An 18,208-nucleotide genomic window follows, 5' to 3' on the forward strand; every position below is an offset into this window, starting at 1 on the left:
GCCCTGTCCCCCACCCCGCTCGAGCTCAGCCCGTGATCTCACGGGGGCCTTTACGGCCCGGCATTTAGGAAACTTTTTCCATATTTGGCGCCGTACTTGAGCCACAATCCCGCGGCGTTCTGATAAGAGACAAGCTTGAATCGCGGGGACGCCTGTGGGGGCTGCCGGCGATTTTCATGGGGTCAGAGGAAGGCGATGTTGCAAATGACGCGACCTTCCTTCGGCATTCGAAAGACATCGAGAGAGCTTTACCCGTCCAGCTGTTCGTAATTTCGGCCGGCCCCATCAAGGGGCTTTCTGGGCGCGGACAGTTGTGCGGCTTGCCTGCTCCGGCGATCCCCGTTCAAGAGGGCAGCCTGGGACAGGTTCGAAACCGGGCATCTTGGGTCGTTGAGTTGGGGGACTTGGGTTGAACCACAGGACGTCACGCGGCACTTACGGGCGTGAGACCGGGATCATCGATCTCGGCCACGAGCCGCCGCTGTCCGTCGATGGTTCTGAAGCCGCGGTGATCGACCGCCGACGCGTCTCGGTGCAATGGTTCAGCGGGACAATTTTGACCGGACTCTGCGGCGCAGCCCTGATCGGCGGCGCCGTTTTCGCTTCGCTCGACGGCGAGATGACCTTCGCCAAGGTGCCGGAGCGGGTCGAAGGCGCGCTGCGCGGAGCATTCGGCGCCGCCGATCGTGCCGCCACGCTGCACAAGAGCGATCGCCTGCCGCCGCCGAGCGAATCCACCGCTTCACGCAACGTGATGCGCGTCTCGACGGTTGCCCGCGTCGGCAACCGTGACGTGATGCGGGTGCGTCCGTTCGTGCGGATCGCCGGCAATCTGTCGATGACGACGAGCGATCTGTCGGCGAAGATCCCGCCGTTCAACGCCCAGCGCCTGCTGACCGATGTCGGCTCCGACCCGAAGACGGCGTCCGACGATCCCAACAATCCCGAAGCCGTCGAGCCCGACGCGGAAGTGTCCTTCGTCACCAAGGACCTGTCGCCGGTGCTGCCGAAGGCCAAGATTTCCGCGGTGGTGGCACTCGACGACATCCTGATGCGGGTGCGCGATGCCGCCAATTGGCGCGGCAATGGCGGGGTGCGCTACGCCTCGCTCGCCAACACGGCTGCCGACATCTCCGGCGCGACCGGTCCTTCCGACATCAGAACCGCCTACGCCGCCGAGGCCTCGCCGTCCGATCCCTATGCCGGCTTCGAGACGCGCGTGGTGCCGGAGAACGTCACGCTGCTACCCAAGACCAAGGAGCAGATCACCGGCGGCAATCCCAACGGCGAACGCGTCCACATGGTCAAGAAGGGCGACAGCGTCGCCGGCGTGCTGCGCGATCTCGGCGCCAATGCCGACGAGATCAAGGCGATCACCGCGACGCTCGGACCGCGCGGCCGCGACGGCGGCCTGAAGGAAGGCGAGAAGCTCCGCATCCTGATGGCGCCCGCAAGTCCCGGCGCCCGCCTGCAGCCCTATCGCGTCGTGGTTGCAAACGACACGATGGTGGAAGCGATCGCGGCGCTGTCCGATCTCGGCAAATACGTCGCCGTCGACGTCTCCAGCATGAATACCGTCGCCGATACTGCGGCCAACGCCAGCAGCGACGACGAGGATGACGATGACGGCTCCGGCGTGCGGCTCTACCAGAGCATCTACGAGACCGCGATGCGCAACAAGGTCCCGATGCCCGTCATCGAGGACATGATCAAGATCTACTCCTACGACGTCGATTTCCAGCGCAAGGTGCAGCCCGGAGATTCCTTCGACGTGTTTTACGCGGGCGAGGACGAGGGCGTGACCGCGACCGAGAAGAACGAGGTGCTGTTCGCCTCGCTCACCGTCGGCGGCGAGACCAAGAAATACTACCGCTACCAGAGCCCCGACGACGGCCTCGTCGACTATTACGACGAGACCGGCAAGAGCGCGAAGAAGTTCCTGGTCAGAAAGCCCGTCAACAACGCCATCATGCGCTCCGGCTTCGGCGGCCGCCGCCACCCGATCCTCGGCTACGTGAAGATGCATACCGGCGTCGACTGGTCCACCTCCTACGGCACGCCGATCTTCGCCTCCGGCAACGGCATGATCGAGAAGGCCGGCCCCGAGGGCGGCTATGGCAAGTACATCCGCATCAAGCACGCCAACGGCTACGAGACTGCCTACGGCCACATGTCGGCCTTCGCCAAGGGCATGGAGCCCGGCAAGAAGGTGCGGCAGGGCCAGGTGATCGGCTTCGTCGGCTCCTCCGGCCTGTCGACCGGCCCGCACGTCCATTACGAGATCCTGGTCAACGGCCGCTTCGTCGACCCGATGCGCGTGAAGCTGCCGCGTGGCCGTTCGCTGGAGGGCCCGATGCTGGCAAGCTTCGAGAAGGAGCGCGACCGGCTCGACGGCATGATGAGCGGCCGCGGCGGCGCCATCGCCCGGATGTCGGACGCCACCGGCGGGCCGCTGCAGGTCACCAACCGGTAAGCCGACAACCGGCCGAGAAGGCCGGTATTTTCAAACAGGATTTCAAGCAAGTACGCTGCGCAGCGAGGCCGCTTCGCGGCGTCACAACGTCAAGTTTCGTTTGCCAAAGCCGCAGGACGGGCGAATACTTTCCAAAAAATGGGAGGTCACGCCATGAGAAACAGGCTCGCCTGCGCAGCCCTGATTGCTGCGCTGTTCTCCACAACGAGCGCATCGGCCGACGGCTGGGAGGTCACGAGACTCGTGCCGGGCTCGGCATTCCACGGCGTGCACGGGCTCGGTGTCGACAAGGCCGGCCATTTGTTTGCCGGCAGCGTCGCGGGCGCTGCGCTCTACGAGGTCGACATTGCCGGCGGCAGCGCCAAGGTTGCAATCCCGGCACCGGTGGGGATGGCCGACGACATTGCATTCGCGCCCGACGGCACCATGGCCTGGACCGGCTTCCTCGCCGGCGATCTCTATGCGCGCAAGGGCGACGGACCGATCAAGAAGCTCGCGTCCGGGCTGCCCGGCATCAACTCGCTCGCCTTCCGCAAGGACGGCAGGCTCTACGCCACCACCGTTTTCCTCGGCGATGCGCTCTACGAGATCGACGTCGAGGGCGTCAAACCGCCCCGCCAGATCATGGAGAAGATGGGCGGCCTCAACGGCTTCGAGTTCGGTCCCGACGACAAGCTCTATGGTCCGCTCTGGTTCAAGGGCCAGGTCGCAAGGGTCGACGTCGACAAGGCCGAGCTGAGTGTCGTCACCGACGGCTTCAAGATCCCGGCCGCCGTGAACTTCGATTCCAAGGGCAATCTCGTCGTGATCGACACCGCGCTCGGCCAGCTCGTCCGGGTCGATCCCAAATCGGGCGCCAAGACCATGGTCGCGCAGCTGAAGCCGTCGCTGGACAATCTCGCCATCGACGACAAGGACCGCATCTATGTCTCCAACATGGCCGACAACGGCATCCAGGAGGTCGATCCCGCGACTGGTCATGCCAAGCAGATCATCATCGGCAAGCTCGCTTTGCCCGGCGGCATCGGCGTCACCTCGGAGAACGGCAAGGACACGATCCACGTCGCCGACCTGTTCGCCTATCGCACGGTGGACGGCGTGACCGGCGAGGTCATCGAAAAGGCGCGCATGCACGCCGCTGGCACGACGCTCGAATATCCGATGAGCGCGACGGCGAAGGGCAACGACGTGGTCCTGTCGAGCTGGTTCACCGGCACCGTGCAGGTGATCGACGGCAAGACCGGCGCGACGCGCGACATGCTGCACGACTTCAAGGCGCCGCATGACGCGGTCGTGCTCGCGGACGGCAGCATCCTGGTAGCCGAGCTCGGCACCAAGTCGCTGGTCAAGGTGAGCGGCGAGCACGGCAAGGATCGCACCACGCTGATCGGCGCGCTCGAGGGTCCGATGGGTCTCGTCCGCGGGGCCGGCGACGAGGTTTACGTCACCGAGGCTTTTGCTGGCATCATCTCCAAAATCAACAGCACCGGCGAAAAGACCGTGATCGCCAAGGATCTGAAGATGCCAGAAGGCATCGCGCGCACCGGCGACGGTAAGCTGATCGTCGCCGAAGTCGGCGCCAAGCGGCTGATCGAGATCGTGCCGGAATCCGGCAAGGTCACCGAGATCGCAGCCAATCTCCCGATCGGCCTGACCGGCGCCCCCGGCGGCTTGCCGACGCATATCCCCACCGGCGTCGCAGTCGGCGCGACGGGCGCGATCTACGTCAGCTCGGATGTCGAGAATGCGATCTACAAGGTGGTGAAGAAATAGCAGTGGCGTGCACGGGGCTCGACCCCGGGAACCGGCGCGCCGGTTCGCCGTTTAGACGCTGACCGGAAGCCAGCAGGAGGATCGCCCATGACGCGCCTCTCACGCGACGATGTCGTCAAAGCCGTGGACCGCGCCGACGATGTCACCATTGCCCAGATTATCGGAACTGGCGCGACCGCCGAGGAGCTTGCCGAGGCCCAGGCCTGGCTCGCCAACGACGAGCCGATGATCAACGATTTGCGCCCGCTGGCGCAGGGCCGGGTGCGCGAGCTGGTGGATATTTTGTCGGAGCTGGAGGAGGAGGAGGAGGACGGCGTCGAGCCGCGCTCCGCCCTGGCGGCCGGCAACTAAATTTGGCGAGACAGCAAAACAAGACGCCCCGGAGAGGTGACCTCCGGGGCGGATTTCATTTCAGATCCTCACCCTCCGGCTGGTTCACGAGATACTCGGACCGAGGTTCGAGGCCATGATGATCAGCATGTCGCGGAATCGCCGGTACAGCCCTGCCCTCGGTCAGCGGGCCGTCGCCGAGTACCTGCAACAGAACGTTGCAGACTCTAGCCCGCACGCACCCGTGCGAACAATTCCGACGGCATCATACCGAACATGTCGCGGAAGGCCGTGCTGAAATGCGCGGAGCTGGAAAAGCCCGCGTCATGCGCGGCCTCGGTCAGCGATTGGCCTTGTGCGACCGCCCGCGCGGCAGCGCCGATCCGGGACCAGATCCGGTAGCGGCGGAGCGGCACACCCGTGACGTCCTTGAAAAGATGCAGGAAGCGCGAGGACGAAAGTCCGGCCCTGCGGCCGAGTTCAGCAAGGGTGTGCGAACCGCTGGGCTGCTCGCGCATCCGCTCGATGGCGGCGGCAATTCTTGCATCTGGCTGCGGACTTGATCCGATCCCAAGCATATCGCGGGCTGCTTGCTGCGCGTCCTCAGATGCGAGGCGTCGCTCCGCGATGGCGCCGAACAGCGCGACGACCGACCTCTCGTCGATCATGTCGAACGCGGCCCTCGATCCGACCTCCTTCATTCGTGAGCGAAGCGCCTCGATATCGCGGCCGAGGGGATCGACATAGAGGAAGGCCATCCGTCCAGCATCGGTGCGGAGATGGTGCAGACTGTTGGGCATGATCAGCACGCTGCGGGTCTGGCGATAAGACGGTGAGCGCGCCCTCGGATCGTTAGCTACGCCTATCGCCCCGTCGAGCGCGACGGCCAGCACGCCGGTGGCATTGCGGTGGGGCGTCAGCCCGAAGGCTGGACCGAGATAGAGCACCCGCGCGTCCCAATCGAGCATCCGCGCCCTCTTTGGTCCGCCGCTGGGCGGCGTGCTGATAGCCAGTTCCTGAAAGCCGGAAGGCGAGGTCATGCCTCATCATAGCGCACCGGCACAGCGCTGCCGATGACCCGGGAGATCATATCGATGGACAGAGTTCTGGTAGACGACGCCGCACAAATCGCCGCGATCCGCGCCGCCATCACGCGCTACGCGACCGCCTGGCAGGCCGGTGACCGCGCCGCGATCGCCGCCTGCTACCACGATGAATTCATGCTGAACTATGCCGGCCATAATCCGCTCGCCGGCACTCACCGCGGCAAGGCGGCCGCGCTTGCCACTCTGGCCGAGGTCGCACGCCGCTCCAACCGAAAACTGCTCGCCATCGATGACGTGATGGCCGGGCCGCGGCGCGGCGCCATTCTCGCACGGGAATCATTCAGCCGGGACGGTCGCACGGCTGAACTGGAACGGTTGCTGGTCTATGCCGTGCGTGAAGGCCTGCTGAGCGAATGCTGGGTCTACGACCGCGATCAGGCAGTGGTGGACGCGTTCTTAGCGGATTGAAAACGCCCTCCGCGAGTTTGGCGCGGAGGGCGTGTATTTCATCAGTTCAGCTTCCGCTTTGCCAACGGCGCCTCGAACTGGGTGATCTCGGCGGTCTGCGGCGCCTTGCCGTTGAAGGTCAGCACGTTGCCTTCGGACGAGATCGCGACATTGTCGCCGTCCCTGACGTCGCCGGCGAGGATCATCTCGGCGAGCGGGTCCTGGAGGTAGCGCTGGATCACCCGCTTCAAGGGCCGTGCGCCGTAGGCGGGATCCCAGCCCTTGGCAGCCAGCCAGTCGCGGCCGGCGGCATCGAGGCTCAGCACGATCTTGCGATCGGTCAGGAGCTTCTGCAGCCGCGCGAACTGGATCTCGACGATCCGGCCCATCTCGCTCCGCTGCAGGCGGTGGAACAGGATGATCTCGTCGACGCGGTTGAGGAATTCGGGGCGGAAGTGCGCCCGCACCATTCCCATCACCTGCTCGCGCACGGCCGAGGTGTCCTCGCCCTCCGGCTGGTTCACCAGATATTCCGAACCAAGGTTCGAGGTCATGATGATCAGCGTGTTGCGGAAGTCGACGGTGCGGCCCTGGCCGTCGGTCAGGCGGCCGTCGTCGAGCACCTGCAGCAGCACGTTGAAGACATCAGGATGCGCCTTCTCGATCTCGTCGAACAGCACCACCTGGTAGGGTCGGCGCCGCACCGCCTCGGTGAGCGCGCCGCCCTCGTCATAGCCGACATAGCCCGGAGGCGCGCCGATCAGCCGCGAGACCGAGTGCTTCTCCATGTATTCGGACATGTCGAGGCGGACCATCGCGGTCTCGTCGTTGAACAGGTACTCCGCGAGAGCCTTGGTCAGCTCGGTCTTGCCGACGCCGGTCGGCCCTAAGAACATGAACGAGCCGGTGGGGCGGTTCGGGTCCTGCAAGCCGGCACGCGAGCGGCGCACGGCGGTTGCGACCGCACGCACGGCCTCGGCCTGGCCGACGACGCGCTTGCCGAGCTGCTCCTCCATCTTCAGGAGCTTCTCCTTCTCGCCTTCCAGCATCTTGTCGACGGGCACGCCGGTCCAGCGCGAGACCACCTGCGCGATGTGGTTGGCGGTAACAGCCTCCTCCATCATCTCGCCCGAGTTCTCCTTGGCTTCGATATCGGCAAGCTGCTTCTCGAGCTGCGGGATCCGTCCATAGGCCAGCTCGCCGGCCTTCTGGAATTCGCCGCGCCGCTGCGCATTGGCGAGCTCGACACGCAAGCCGTCGAGCTCGGCCTTCAGCTTCTGGGCGTCGGAGAGCTTGTTCTTCTCCGCGCTCCAGCGCGCCGTCAGCGCCGCCGACTTCTCCTCGAGCTCGGCCAGGTCCTTCTCCAGGGTCTGGAGCCGCGACTTGGAGCCGACATCGCTTTCCTTCTTCAGCGCCTCCTGCTCGATCTTGAGCCGGATGATCTCGCGGTCGAGCGAATCCAGCTCTTCCGGCTTGGAATCGACCTGCATCTTTAGCCGCGCCGCGGCCTCGTCCATGAGGTCGATCGCCTTGTCGGGCAGGAAGCGGTCGGTGATGTAGCGGTTGGACAGCGTCGTCGCCGCAACAAGCGCGGAATCGGTGATCCGCACGCCGTGATGCTGCTCATACTTGTCCTTCAAGCCGCGCAGGATCGAGATGGTGTCCTCGACCGAGGGCTCGCTGACGAAGATCGGCTGGAATCGCCGCGCCAGCGCGGCGTCCTTCTCGACATGCTTCTGGTACTCGTCGAGCGTGGTCGCGCCAATGCAGTGCAGCTCGCCGCGCGCGAGCGCCGGCTTGAGCAGGTTGGAGGCGTCCATCGCGCCGTCGCCCTTGCCGGCGCCGATCAGCGTGTGCATCTCGTCGATGAACAGGATGAATGTGCCCTCGCTGCCGGTCACTTCCTGCAGCACGGCCTTCAGCCGCTCCTCGAACTCGCCGCGGTATTTCGCGCCTGCGATCAGTGCGCCGAGGTCGAGCGAGAGCAGCTTCTTGTCCTTGAGGCTCTCCGGCACGTCGCCGTTGACGATGCGCAGCGCGAGGCCTTCGGCGATGGCGGTCTTGCCGACGCCGGGCTCGCCGATCAGGACGGGGTTGTTCTTGGTCCTGCGCGAGAGCACTTGAATCGTGCGGCGGATCTCCTCGTCGCGGCCGATGACCGGATCGAGCTTGCCGTCGCGCGCAGCCTGGGTGAGGTCGCGGGCATACTTCTTCAGGGCATCATAAGCGTTCTCAGCGGTCGCGCTGTCGGCCGTGCGGCCCTTGCGCAGCGCCTCGATCGCCGCGTTGAGGTTTTGCGGCGTGACGCCGCCTTTGCTCAGGATGGTGCCGGCCTCGCTGGTCTTCTCCAGCGTGAGCCCGAGCAAAAGCCGTTCGACCGTGACGAAGCTGTCGCCGGCCTTCTCGCCGGCCTTTTCGGCCGCATCGAAAGTGCGGGCCAGCTCGGGCGCGAGATAGATCTGCCCGGCACCGCCGCCGGAGACCTTCGGCACCTTGTTGAGGGCGTCCTCGGTCGCCTTCAGGATTGCGCGGGAATTGCCGCCAGCGCGGTCGATCAGACCGGCGGCGAGCCCCTCATTGTCGTCCAAGAGGACCTTCAGCACATGCAGGGTTGAGAACTGCTGGTGCCCCTCGCGCATGGCGAGCGACTGCGCGGACTGGATGAAGCCCCTGGAGCGTTCGGTATACTTCTCGATATTCATCTTTTCTGTCCCTCGGCCTGCCCTCGGGGCCCTCTAAGGCACCCCAAACGGCATCTTCATTGGGTTTCCAATTACCGCATTGACGTTTCTCAACCGGTAACGGTCGTCTTTTGCCGGCGTTGCCGCCGGCCTCGGCCAGATGTGGGAAGCAGGTTGCGGATGCGAAAGAGGCTACTTCACCATTTCGTGCGCGGACGGGCGGGCTTGGCGGTGGCGGGCCGAATCCCTTAAGTAGCGGCATGACAGCCAGCCATACCGCCGAGATCACCGGCCTCTACCGCTACCCGATCAAGGGCCTGACGCCGGAGCGCCTGTCGCACGTTCCTTTGCGGGTCGGCCAGACCCTGCCGGCCGACCGCCGCTACGCCATCGAGAACGGCCCGAGCGGGTTCGACCCCGAGGCGCCCGAATGGAAGCCGAAAATCCAGTTCCTGATGCTGGCGCGCAATGAGCGGCTGGCCGAGCTCGACAGCCGGTTCGACGACGAAACCAACGTGCTGACCATCCGCAAGGACGGCCAGATCGTCGCCAGCGGCGATCTCGAGACCGCCGCCGGGCGCGCCGCCATCGAGGCCTATTTCACGGAGAACTTTCAGCCCGAGTTGAAGGGCCCGCCCAAAATCCTCTCCGGCCGCGACCACAGCTTCTCCGACGTTGCCCGCAAGGTCGTCTCCATCATCAATCTCGACAGCGTCCGCGCCATCGAGACCATGCTCGGCGGCGTCGCCGTGCATCCGCTGCGCTTCCGCGCCAATCTCTACGTGAAAGGCTGGCCGGCCTGGTCGGAGCTCGACCTCGTCGGCCAGACGCTCGCGATCGGGCAGGCCAGACTGAAGGTGATCAAGCGCATCGTCCGCTGCCCGGCCACCAATGTCGACCCCGAGACCGCCAAGCGCGATCTCGAAATCCCGCCCACGCTCTCGCGCCATCTCGGCCATATGGACTGCGGCATCTATGCCGAGGTGATCGCCGACGGTGACGTCGGCGTCGGCGATGTGGTGGCGGTGGAAGAGCCGAAGCTGCTGTGAGCTAACTCCGCTGCCGTAGGGTGGGCAAAGGCGCTCTTGCGCCGTGCCCACCATCTCGTCGAGCGGAGGGCACGCTTCGCTTTGCCCACCCTACGAGACCGTCGCTACAGCTCCACCGTCAGTTCGGCATCACATACGCATAGATCTTGCCGCGCGAGACCGGGGCTTCGCGGACGCGGTTGCCGTTGTTGCCGGAGATCATGATCGGATTACCCTGCGCGTCGATGCCGGTGATGATGCCGACATGACCGCCGCGGCGGCCGCGCGACATCACGGCGATGGCACCGACCTGCGGTCCGGAGATGCGCGTGCCGTAGCGCGCGAACGAGCTCGCCATGTCGGAGCCGGTGCCCCGATGGCCGGTATGCTCCAGCACCATGTTCATGAAGCGCGCGCACCACAGGCGGCCGCGCCCGGTCGGATTGCCGCCGATATGGCGGCGAGCCTCGGAGACGAGACCCGATCCTCCGCTGAAGCCTCCATTCATGCCGGCACCGCTGGCATTGGCATTCGGATCATAGCTCGCCTGGGTGTCGGCGAAGCCGCTTGCCTGCAATTGCGCCGCGCTGCGCTCGAAGCGCGAACTGCGGGCATGATGGCGATAGTGACGGTGGTGATGATGTCTGGCGTGATGCACGTAACCGTGCCGCTCTGCGCTATGACGATGATACGGCCGTGCCGAGGCCGGAGAAACGAACACGGCGAACGCCGCGAAGAACAGCGCCAGCGCGACAACACAACGCGACAGGCGAGACGCAAACAACTCGAACATTCTTCATCCTTCTTGACACCCCCACTTCCCGCCGGCCCGTGCAATGGCCGACATCCGTTTGGCCGTTAAGCCGCCCGATGTGGCGAGAAAAAGACGCAACGCCCGCGAATGGCTGCAATGATTTTGTGTTCGTGCTCGGCGCTGCTGCCGCATTGCCGACAACAGAATTAACTGCGATCCTCGAACACGGCTTGAAACAGAGGGAAACGGTTAATGCCCCACGCCACGACCAGGGACGGCGTCCGCATCTATTTCGAGGAGGCGGGCCAGGGAACGCCGATACTTTTTCTGCACGAGTTCGCGGCCGACTACACCAATTGGGAGCCGCAGATGCGCTACTTCTCGCGTGGCCATCGCTGCATCACCTATTCGGCGCGCGGCTACACGCCGTCGGACGTGCCTGACGGCGAGGTCTACACCTACACGCATTTCTACACCGATGCGCTTGCGGTGCTCGATCATCTCGGCATCGAGCGCGCGCATCTCGTCGGTCTTTCGATGGGCGCCTATTCCTCGTTGCAGATCGGGTTGAACGCGCCGCAGCGCGCACTGTCGATGACGCTGGCCGGCGTCGGCTCCGGCTCGGAGCTCGAGAACCTGGAGACCTGGCGCACGCAGTGCCGCGCCAATGCCGAGCAGTTCGAGACGCTGGGATCGGTGGAGGTCGCGAAAGTCACGCGCGAGGCGCCGAGCCGGATTCCGTTCCTGGTGAAGGATCCACGCGGGCATGCCGATTTCTACGCCGCACTGGCGCGGCACGATGCCAAGGGATCGGCGCGCACCATGCGCGGATTCCAGGGCGGCCGTCCCTCGATCTACACGATGACGGACGCGATCAGAGGCGCGGCAACACCCGCGCTGATCATCTGCGGCGACGAGGACGAGCCCTGCGTGGGCGCCAGCCTGTTCCTGAAGAAGCACCTGCCCGCGGCGGGGCTCGCGATGTTTCCGAAGTCCGGCCACGTGCTGAACCTGGAGGAGCCCGCGCTGTTCAACGAGAGTGTCGAGCGGTTCGTGACGCTGGTGGAAGCAGGACGTTGGCCGGTGCGGGACCCGCGGTCGCTGGTTTCCCACTAGCTGTCATTCCGGGATGCGCCGAAGGCGCAGGCCCGGAATCCATCGGGCTGCAGGCGCTGTTGGACGATGGATTCCGGGCTCGATGCTTCGCATCGCCCCGGAATGACGGAGAGAAACTACTTCCCCCCGCCGCGGCTCAGCAAGAACACCGCCTGCTCGCCGAACATGTTCCACACCCACCAGGGCAGGTTCAGCGGCACCGGGCGGCCGTAGAGATCGAGCGCGACCGAGCGCTCCATCTTGACGTTGATCTCGTCGCAGAGCTGCACGAAATCCTTGATGGTGCAGAAATGGATGTTGGCGGTGTCGTACCAGGTCGCCGGCAGATTCTCCGTGCGCGGCATGTGGCCGCCGATCAGGAGCTGGAGCCGCATCTTCCAGAAGCCGAAATTCGGGAACGAGACGATGGCGCGGCGGCCGATGCGCAGCAGGTTCTCCAGCACGACCTTCGGCTGCCGCGTCGCCTGCAGCGTCTGCGACAGGATCACGTAGTCGAAGGCATCGTCGGGATAATTGACGAGATCGGTGTCGGCATCGCCCTGCACCACCGCGAGCCCCTTGGCGACGCAGCGGTTGACGCCTTCGCGCGACAATTCGATGCCGCGGCCGTCGATGCCGCGGGTCTCCAGCAGCTGAAGCAGATCGCCGTCGCCGCAGCCGACGTCGAGCACTTTCGAGCCCGGCTTGACCATCTCGGCGACCAGCCGATGATCGGCGCGATAATCACCCGATGGCCTGGCGGCAACGCCGTCCAGCGGCAACACTTCCTGCACGGACATCGCTAACGGTCCTCGAGGTTGAGTCCGCGGGCCTTGCCTGCCGATTGCAGGAAGGCCCGGGAGATGTCGAAGAATTCGGGCACGTCGAGCAGGAAGGCGTCGTGGCCGCGATCGGTCTCGATCTCGGCGAATGACACGCGCGCGCTCGAAGCGTTCAGCGCGTGCACCAGCGCGCGCGATTCCGAGGTCGGAAACAGCCAGTCGCTGGTGAAGGAGACCACGCAGAAGCGGGTCTTGATGTCGGCGAAGGCCTTGGCCAGCACGCCGCCATGGTCGGCGGCGATGTCGAAATAGTCCATCGCCCGCGTCAGGTAGAGATAGGAATTGGCGTCGAAGCGCTCGACGAAGGACGAGCCCTGGTAACGCAGATAGGATTCGACCTGGAAATCGGCGTCGAACGAGAAGGTCGGCAGCTCGCGGTCCTGCATGCGCCGGCCGAACTTGCGGTGCAGCGCCGCGTCCGAGAGATAGGTGATGTGCGCCGCCATCCGCGCCACCGCGAGCCCGCGATGCGGATGGATGCCGCGGTCGGCATAACCGCCACCGTGCCAGTCGGGGTCGGCCATCACGGCCTGGCGGCCGAGCTCGTGGAAGGCGATGTTCTGCGCCGAGTGCCGCGTCGCGCAGGCGATCGCCAGCGCGGAGTACACGCGCTCCGGATAGGCGGCGGTCCATTGCAGCACCTGCATGCCGCCCATCGAGCCGCCGACGACCGCAAACAGCGTGTCGATGCCGAGCCGGTCGATCAGCATCGCCTGCGCGCGCACCATGTCCGGAATGGTGATGACGGGGAAGTCCAGGCCCCAGACCTTGCCGGTGGCGGGATTGATCGACGCCGGCCCGGTCGAGCCCATACAGCCGCCGATCACGTTGGAGCAGATGATGAAGTAGTGCTTGGGATCGATGGGTCGGCCGGGACCGACCAGCGTCTCCCACCAGCCCGGCTTGCCGGTGACGGGATGTACGTTGGCGACATGCTGGTCGCCGGTCAACGCATGACAGATCAGCACGGCGTTGGAGCGATCGGCATTGAGCTCGCCATAGGTCTGGTAGGCGATCTGGAACGGGGTGAGATCGACGCCGCAATCGAGCCGCAGCGGCTGCTCGGTGCCGAAATGCGCAACCAGCGAGCTTGGATGATCCACCTCGTGCGATCGCTCATCGGCGCTGATCGCAGGACTCGGTATCGACTTGACGCTACCCATCTCGGACATCGACCTCGTTTGCGACTGGCTGCTCGACCGCGCCGCTGACATCAGGCCATGAAAAACCCGGCCTGAACGATAGGTTCGGCCGGGATCGGAAGCGTCCCCGGCCTGTTTAGCGAGTTTTTTAACGTGGCTGCAAGCCGGCCGGCTCAAATGACCACGGAACGGGCAAAAGCTACCGTCTTGGGCGGTTTTCGTCAAGTCGCGGCCCGGATCGGCCCAATTCGCCTCTGCCGCGACGCCCGCAAAGCACGTCATTTCTCTTTGCTTTCGCCGCCCCGACTGCCTAATCAGGATATCCCCCACCGGAACGATCGACGACCAGACATGTCCCAACGTCCGCCCGCGCCACCATCGCTTCAGGAACTGCGCAAGGAGATCGACGCGATCGACGAGGGCATGCATCGCCTCCTCATGCAGCGCGGCGAGATCATCGATCGCCTGATCCAGGTGAAGCAGACCCAGGAGGTCGGCTCGGCGTTCCGTCCCGCGCGCGAGGCTGCCATGATGCGCGAGATCGTGCAGCGTCATCGCGGCATCCTGCCGCTCGACACGGTCGAGAGCATCTGGCGCGTCATCATCTCGACCTTCACTTACGTACAGGCGCCGTTCTCCGTGCATGCCGACATCTCGGCCAGCGAGGCGGCGATGCGCGATTCCGTGCGCTTCAATTTCGGCTTCACCGTGCCTTACGTCGCGCATTTCAGCGCACAGGCCGCGGTCGAGGCGGTAGCGAAATCCAAGGGTGATCTGGCAATGGTCTCGGCGACCTCGAGCCGCACGCCATGGTGGCTGGAGCTGGAAGCGGACGGCGCGCCGAAGATCATCGCGCGGATGCCCTTCATCGAGCGTGCCGACCATCCGGCCGCCTTGCCGGTGTTCGCGATCTCGCGCGTCGCCGACAGCGCCCTGGTGACGGAGGTCGAGACCTTCAGCGTGCGCGTCTCGGGATGGAACGCCGAGGTCGCCCGCGCGCTGTCGCCGCTCGCCGAGATCGTGGCCGTGCCTGATACCGCCTTCGACGGCGCGGCGCTCTTGGTCTCGGTCACCGGCGCGACCAGCATCGACAAGATCAGGGCTGCCCTGATCGAGGCGGGGGCCTCGGTGCGCTCTGTGGCCCTCGTCGGCAGCCACGCAACGCGCTATACGGTGCCCCCGACCGGGCCGAAATCGTAAAATCGCGAGCAGCCCAGCCTATCCGGAGTCCAAGATGTCCCGCCCCGTGCCGAATCCCGGCATTCTCGATATTGCGCCCTACACGCCCGGCAAGAGCCCGGTGCCGGAGCCGGGCCGCAAGGTGTTCAAGCTCTCCGCCAACGAGACGCCGTTCGGCCCCTCGCCCAAGGCGATCGAAGCCTTCAAGCGCGTGGCGGATCATCTGGAAGACTATCCGGAAGGCACCTCGCGCGTGCTGCGCGAGGCGATCGGCCGCTCGTTCGGGCTCGATCCCAACCGCATCATCTGCGGCGCCGGCTCGGACGAGATCCTCAATCTGCTCGCGCACACCTATCTCAGCCAGGGCGACGAGGCGATCTCCACCGCGCACGGCTTCCTGGTCTACCCGATCGCGACCATGGGGAACGGGGCCAATAACGTGGTCGCGCCCGAAACCAACTTCACTGCCGACGTCGACGCCATTCTCAAAGCCGTGACGCCGAAGACGAAGCTGGTCTGGCTCGCCAACCCCAACAACCCGACCGGCACCTATCTTCCATTCGACGAGGTCAAGCGGCTGCGCGCCGGCCTGCCCTCGCACGTGCTGCTGGTGCTGGACGCCGCCTATTGCGATTACGTCTCGCGCAACGACTATGAGATGGGGATCGAGCTTGTCGCCACCACCGAGAACACGGTGGTGACGCACACCTTCTCCAAGATCCACGGTCTTGCCGCGCTGCGCATCGGCTGGATGTTCGGGCCCGAGCACGTCATCGACGCGGTCAATCGCATCCGCGGTCCCTTCAACGTGTCGACGCCGGCGATGTATGCCGCGGTCGCCGCGATCGAGGATACCGCGCATCAGGCGATGTCGAAGCAGTTCACCGAGACCTGGCGCAACTGGCTCACCGAGGAGATCGGCAAGCTCGGGCTGAAGGTGACGCCGAGCGTCGCCAATTTCGTGCTGATCCACTTCCCGACCGATAAGGGCAGGACCGCCGATGACGCCGATGCCTTCCTGACCAGGCGGGGGCTCGTGCTGCGCGGCTTGAAGAACTACGGCCTGCCGCATGCGCTGCGCATGACCATCGGCACTGAGGAGGCCAACCGCCTCGTCGTCGAAGGCTTGCGCGACTTCATGGGCGGCAAATGAGCGCGCAGGCGCACTTCCAGCGCGTGGCGCTGATCGGCTTCGGCCTGATCGGCGGCTCGATCGCCCGCGCTGCGAAGCTCCAGGGACTGGCCGGTGAAATCGTCACCACCGCGCGCTCGGAGAAGACACGCGCGCGTGTCGCCGAGCTCGGCATCGTCGATCAGGTGGTGGCGACCAATGCGGAGGCCGTGAGGGATGCCGATCTCGTCATCCTCTGCATTCCCGTCGGCGCCTGCGGACCCGTAGCGCAGGAGATCGCGCCGCATCTCAAGCCGGGTGCGATCGTCTCCGACGTCGGCTCGGTCAAGGGCGCTGTGGTCCGCGACATGGCCCCGCATCTGCCGGGCGGCATTCATTTCGTGCCGGCGCATCCGGTGGCAGGCACCGAGCATTCCGGCCCGGATTCGGGCTTCGCCGAGCTCTTCATCAACCGCTGGTGCATCCTGACCCCGCCTGATGGCAGCGACGCAGCGGCGACGGAGCACCTGCGCGCGTTCTGGGCGGCGATGGGCGCCAAGGTCGAGGTGATGACGCCGGATCATCACGACCTCGTGCTCGCCATCACCAGCCACCTGCCGCATCTGATCGCCTACACCATCGTCGGCACCGCCGACGAATTGGCGCAGGTGACGGAATCCGAGGTGATCAAATTCTCCGCCGGCGGTTTTCGCGATTTCACCCGCATCGCGGCGTCCGATCCGACGATGTGGCGCGACGTCTTCCTCGCCAACAAGGAGGCCGTGCTGGAGATGCTCGGCACCTTCACCGAGGATCTGGCAAAGCTCACCCGCGCGATCCGCCGCGGCGACGGGGAGGCGCTGTTCGACCACTTCACCCGCACCCGCGCCATCCGCCGCGGCATCGTCGAGATCGGCCAGGATTCCGCAGCGCCCGATTTCGGACGGCCGCATGCGGCGCTGAAGAAGCCGTGAGCCTGTAGCCCGGACAAAGCTGCGTAGCCCGGATGGAGCACAAGCGTAATCCGGGACAGTGCCAGCTGTGATCAAGAACCCCGGATTGCGCTGCGCTCCATCCGGGCTACGGGAGCCAACTAATACAGCGGCGGGATCTGACCGACCTTGACCGGGCCGAGCAGCACGGCACCGTCGACGAATTTCAGCGGGAAGCTCCGCGCTTTCTTGCCTTCCAGCGTGCTCTCGGTACCGATCGAATTGATGCCGGCGGCAACGCCGGCATTGGCGTTCTGCTTGATGACCTTGCCGAGGCCCGGCACGGCGCGGTCGAGCGCGCCGAACAGATTGTTGAGGTCCTGCGACTTCACGCCCGGCGCAACGCGGTCCAGCGTGGCCTGCGGCACGCCCTCCTCCAGCATCTTCTCGATGCCGAGCGCCGGGATCACGCGCTCGAGGCCGGTCACCGTCATCTGCAATTCGCCGTCGAGCCGGCCGTTGGGCGACAGGCCGAGCGTGCCGGCCGCGACCGCGATCATCTCGCCCTGCTGAATGCGCGACTGCACGATCTCGATGTGACCGCCGGCAGCCTGGATCTCGCGGAAGCGCTGCGGCCACGGTTTGGGCGTGAGGTCGGAGAGGCCGGTGATCTTGGCGCGGGTGTCCGCCTCGAACGGCTCGGCGAGCAGCGGATGCACGCCCTGGATGCTGCCCTGCGCGACATGGAGCACGGTCTCGATCACCGGATGATCGGCCGGCGAGCCATCGGCAAGGCGCCCGTGCAGCTCGACCTGCTTGGCGCGCGCAAGCGGCACCTGCACGCTGCCATCGAGACGGTTGAGGCTGGGGTCGTCGAACACGATGGAAGCGCGATCCGGCACAGCCGGCAGACCCGCCACACTGGCGCGGCCCTTGCTCCAATTCACGGTGAAGGTGTTTTGCGTAATGCCGTCGATCAGCGTGGCGGGCGCTGCGAATTCGGCGATGATGCGCTTGGGGTCGTAGACCTGGGCCACGACCAGGATGTTGTCGAGCTTGGCCGTGAACGGCGTCTTGCTCGCGTTCTGCGAGACCAGGGCGACGCTGGCGCCGGAGCACTGGACCTCGAAGCGGAACGGGAAGCCGGCGATCGAGCGCTTGGCACAATCATAGATGCGGCCGGCCTTGGCCTCCTGCGCCCGCCAGGCGTCGGCGACGATTTCGGCCTGCCACGCCGCATAGAACCAGAAGCAGGTCCAGCCGACGGCGAGGACCAGGACGAGAACGGGGGCAATGAAAAGGCCCCAGCGGGAGCGGCGGCCAGTGGCAACGGTCATATTGGACATGCGGCGACCCTTTGACGCCAGATTCAGGC

At 65.5% G+C, this 18,208-nt stretch carries 15 protein-coding genes and 1 riboswitch; of the genes, 9 read left to right on the forward strand and 6 right to left on the reverse strand.

Going from position 1 to position 18,208, the window contains the following annotated elements:
• Positions 1-409: 409 nt before the first annotated feature.
• From I6F12_RS25565 to I6F12_RS25575, 3 genes are all read left to right on the forward strand, one after another.
• Positions 410-2,473 (forward strand): M23 family metallopeptidase, encoded by a 2,064-nt coding sequence (locus tag I6F12_RS25565; protein ID WP_035996962.1) that lies wholly within the window; start codon positions 410-412, stop codon positions 2,471-2,473.
• Between the two features lie 153 nt (positions 2,474-2,626).
• Complete coding sequence (locus tag I6F12_RS25570) at positions 2,627-4,246, forward strand: hypothetical protein (protein ID WP_225157509.1); 1,620 nt, start codon at positions 2,627-2,629, stop codon at positions 4,244-4,246.
• 87 nt (positions 4,247-4,333) lie between these two features.
• The gene (locus I6F12_RS25575) at positions 4,334-4,597 is read left to right on the forward strand and encodes a hypothetical protein (RefSeq protein ID WP_225157510.1); all 264 of its coding nucleotides are present in this window, start codon (positions 4,334-4,336) and stop codon (positions 4,595-4,597) included.
• Positions 4,598-4,803: 206 nt separating this feature from the next.
• Here I6F12_RS25575 and I6F12_RS25580 read toward each other — a convergent pair whose 3' ends face one another.
• On the reverse strand, positions 4,804-5,544 hold the full coding sequence (locus I6F12_RS25580; protein WP_225157511.1) for an AraC family transcriptional regulator: 741 nt from the start codon (positions 5,542-5,544) through the stop codon (positions 4,804-4,806).
• Between the two features lie 126 nt (positions 5,545-5,670).
• On the opposite strand from I6F12_RS25580, the gene I6F12_RS25585 reads away from it, so the two are divergent.
• Positions 5,671-6,090, forward strand: coding sequence for a nuclear transport factor 2 family protein (locus tag I6F12_RS25585; protein ID WP_225153184.1), 420 nt, complete (start codon positions 5,671-5,673; stop codon positions 6,088-6,090).
• Between the two features lie 41 nt (positions 6,091-6,131).
• Here the strand turns inward: I6F12_RS25585 and clpB are convergent, their stop codons facing one another.
• Positions 6,132-8,771 carry an ATP-dependent chaperone ClpB gene (gene clpB, locus I6F12_RS25590; protein WP_225153186.1) on the reverse strand — a complete coding sequence of 880 codons (2,640 nt, stop codon included), beginning with the start codon at positions 8,769-8,771 and terminating at the stop codon, positions 6,132-6,134.
• Positions 8,772-9,010: 239 nt separating this feature from the next.
• Here clpB and I6F12_RS25595 point away from each other — a divergent pair, with 239 nt between their 5' ends.
• Positions 9,011-9,799: an MOSC domain-containing protein gene (locus I6F12_RS25595; protein ID WP_225157512.1), complete on the forward strand. Its 789-nt coding sequence runs from the start codon at positions 9,011-9,013 to the stop codon at positions 9,797-9,799.
• Positions 9,800-9,917: 118 nt separating this feature from the next.
• Here the strand turns inward: I6F12_RS25595 and I6F12_RS25600 are convergent, their stop codons facing one another.
• Positions 9,918-10,571 carry a TIGR02594 family protein gene (locus tag I6F12_RS25600; protein WP_109142255.1) on the reverse strand — a complete coding sequence of 218 codons (654 nt, stop codon included), beginning with the start codon at positions 10,569-10,571 and terminating at the stop codon, positions 9,918-9,920.
• Positions 10,572-10,784: 213 nt separating this feature from the next.
• Here I6F12_RS25600 and I6F12_RS25605 point away from each other — a divergent pair, with 213 nt between their 5' ends.
• On the forward strand, positions 10,785-11,648 hold the full coding sequence (locus tag I6F12_RS25605; RefSeq protein ID WP_035996943.1) for an alpha/beta hydrolase: 864 nt from the start codon (positions 10,785-10,787) through the stop codon (positions 11,646-11,648).
• A gap of 116 nt (positions 11,649-11,764) precedes the next feature.
• On the opposite strand, the gene metW is transcribed toward I6F12_RS25605, so the two are convergent.
• Complete coding sequence (gene metW / locus I6F12_RS25610) at positions 11,765-12,427, reverse strand: methionine biosynthesis protein MetW (RefSeq protein WP_035996939.1); 663 nt, start codon at positions 12,425-12,427, stop codon at positions 11,765-11,767.
• A 2-nt stretch (positions 12,428-12,429) separates the two neighbouring features.
• Complete coding sequence (locus tag I6F12_RS25615; protein WP_157286853.1) at positions 12,430-13,632, reverse strand: homoserine O-acetyltransferase; 1,203 nt, start codon at positions 13,630-13,632, stop codon at positions 12,430-12,432.
• Positions 13,633-13,726: 94 nt separating this feature from the next.
• Positions 13,727-13,806, reverse strand: a riboswitch (SAM riboswitch).
• A gap of 156 nt (positions 13,807-13,962) precedes the next feature.
• Between I6F12_RS25615 and I6F12_RS25620 the strand changes: the two genes are divergently transcribed.
• Genes I6F12_RS25620 through I6F12_RS25630 form a run of 3 tightly spaced genes read left to right on the forward strand, consistent with a single transcriptional unit; the run spans position 13,963 to position 16,875 of the window.
• Positions 13,963-14,811, forward strand: coding sequence for a chorismate mutase (locus I6F12_RS25620; RefSeq protein WP_036040392.1), 849 nt, complete (start codon positions 13,963-13,965; stop codon positions 14,809-14,811).
• Positions 14,812-14,845: 34 nt separating this feature from the next.
• Entirely contained in the window at positions 14,846-15,943 is a 1,098-nt protein-coding gene (hisC, locus tag I6F12_RS25625) for a histidinol-phosphate transaminase (protein ID WP_225157513.1), read from the forward strand.
• Complete coding sequence (locus I6F12_RS25630; RefSeq protein WP_225128579.1) at positions 15,940-16,875, forward strand: prephenate/arogenate dehydrogenase family protein; 936 nt, start codon at positions 15,940-15,942, stop codon at positions 16,873-16,875. Before hisC ends, I6F12_RS25630 begins: the two co-directional genes overlap by 4 nt.
• 119 nt (positions 16,876-16,994) lie before the next feature.
• Here the strand turns inward: I6F12_RS25630 and I6F12_RS25635 are convergent, their stop codons facing one another.
• Entirely contained in the window at positions 16,995-18,179 is a 1,185-nt protein-coding gene (locus I6F12_RS25635) for a DUF2125 domain-containing protein (RefSeq protein ID WP_036020798.1), read from the reverse strand.
• Positions 18,180-18,208 lie beyond the last annotated feature (29 nt).

It is taken from the genome of Bradyrhizobium sp. IC4059 (genome assembly GCF_020193615.1).
GTDB classification, from domain to species: domain Bacteria; phylum Pseudomonadota; class Alphaproteobacteria; order Rhizobiales; family Xanthobacteraceae; genus Bradyrhizobium; species Bradyrhizobium yuanmingense.